The following is a 2,051-nucleotide window of genomic DNA, read 5'->3' on the forward strand; positions in this document are numbered from 1 at the left end:
CGGATCTGCTCGAGGGCGCCGGGCAGGACCCAGTCCTTGAACGGTGCGCCATTGCGCGAGCCGCCCCGGGTTTGCGAAGCAGGACAGGCACATAATGCCAGGGATTGTAGATTGTCCGGCCCCGCCCGAAGTGACGGGGATGGTCCCCGACCAGCCGTTCGCCATGCCCCTCGGACCAATGGCGGGGCATGGCTCATCCATGCCGGATCTCGATCCGCTCCGCATAGGCCCGGATCTCGACCGGCCGCCCGACAGCCGTTGCCGCGACGGAGTATTTGTTGTTGTCGAACCGCACGAGGCAGGTCTTCGATACCGCCGCAGGCAGCGAATGGAAGCCGTCGAAGCGCCCGGCATAACGGACGAGGTGCGGGCGCTCTTCCTGAAAGACCTCCCAGATGGTCTTGTCCGTCAACTCGGGATGCTTGCTGCTCCTGGCCGAGGCGATGCACTTGTCCAGCAGCCAGGCATTCAGTTCCTCGTAGCTCTTGACCCTGACCCGGGGTGAGAAGAACCGTTGGGGTCCCTTTTGGACGCCGATCACCCCAGAAGCGGGGGCCTTATTCCACGCCGGTCAACAGGCAAATACCACCACGGCGGACAAAACCCGCCTCAAGCCCGTTCGCTCCGACCGGATCGGACGAGATCGCGAGAACGATGGAGAAGGCTGCTCTCCCAGGGCCGCATCATGTCCGACCGCTAGGTTTCCGTAGAAGAAATCGTCGTGTATCTCGGCATCAGCAAGAACACGGTCTAGCGCATCAGGAGAGTCCAGCCTTGCCGGCATCGGTTTTTGCCTGCTCCACCAGTGCCGCCATGCAAGAATGACTGACAGTAACCCCGGTCAGTCCCCGCTTCCGCCGGTCACGATACAGCGCACCCCCAACGGCCCGAGCCGCGATCAGCAGCCGCGAAACTCTGACCCTGTTCGCACGAGCGACGGTCTGGATGGGGGTGCGAATTGCCTGTCCACCTGATGGCGGCTTGCCTGCGCTGCACCAGTCATCGAGAAAGGATTCGAGCGTCGCTGCCGAAAACCCGACCATCCGGTCGTTGAAGCGGTAATCGGGGACCAGCAGCCCGTCGCCGATCAGCCCCCGCACGACATCCACGCTGACGCCAAGATGGCGCGCGGCATCCTGGGCGTTGAGCAGGTCCTTCAGCTTTGGCGCGAGATCGGCGATCAGGTCAGGATCGACCTCGGAGCTGGCCCCGGTCCCGACCCCGAAGCCGTATTGGGCCTTCAGCACCTGCACGGTGATCTTCATCCCGATTCCGTGACGGTTGCAGAGCGAACGCAGAGTTTTGGGTTCGACACCTCGCGTCCGGATACCGAACACCTTCTCCTGACCCGTGAAGCGGAAGGTTTCCCCAACATACTCTGCCAGCACCGCGCAGATGGGCCTGTAAGCGGGCTGATCCTTGCGGAAATAGAATTCGTTGAACGCGCGGCCAAAGGCGGTGTGGTAATCGTTGCCCCGCCGGCCATGACCGATATGTGTGCGCAGGAAGTCCTTGATCGCTGCCGGTCCTTTGATCAGCACCTCGGCCCCGAGATGCGCATGCTCGCGACGCTCATCGACAGATATGCCTTTCAAGTCGCCTTGGGGACCACGCATGGCCATGGCCCCGAAGACTTCGGCGGTGTGGATCGCGACATCGAGTTGCACATCATCGATCCAGCGCCTGGAGTGCACGCCGTCCAGCCTCTCAGTGATATAGTGCTCCAGCTTGGTCGGTCGACCTGGTTGCCAGGGCGCCGCCCGAGCTGCGACCAGCTTCGGGATCAGAGGCGACAGGTCATGCTGCATCCGTGCCGCTTTGCGGGGCAAGACCGTCATGAGACAGAGACCGTGCTCTGCGCAGACATGGTTCGCGTCGATCAGCCAATCCGTCCGGCCCAGGCAGGCAGATCGAAGATCGCCATCGGCCAATCCCCCCAGACAGGCCGGGCAGAACCAATAACGATCCGGGGCACACTGAACCTTGTTGCGTGGATCGGCGCCGAGTTGCAGACGCCGCGGATTGCTGGCGTCCAGGGCGCCACGAACAAG

General features: G+C 62.9%; 1 protein-coding gene and 1 pseudogene. Both read right to left on the reverse strand.

Going from position 1 to position 2,051, the window contains the following annotated elements; genetic code table 11:
* Window positions 1-565, reverse strand: a pseudogene (locus AQY21_RS29595) (IS21 family transposase); the annotation flags it as partial.
* Between the two features lie 193 nt (window positions 566-758).
* Window positions 759-2,051 (reverse strand): hypothetical protein (locus tag AQY21_RS28935; protein ID WP_161905914.1); only part of this gene is annotated, 1,293 nt, incomplete at its 5' end.

This window comes from Paracoccus sp. MKU1 (assembly GCF_001447385.1).
Taxonomy (GTDB): domain Bacteria; phylum Pseudomonadota; class Alphaproteobacteria; order Rhodobacterales; family Rhodobacteraceae; genus Paracoccus.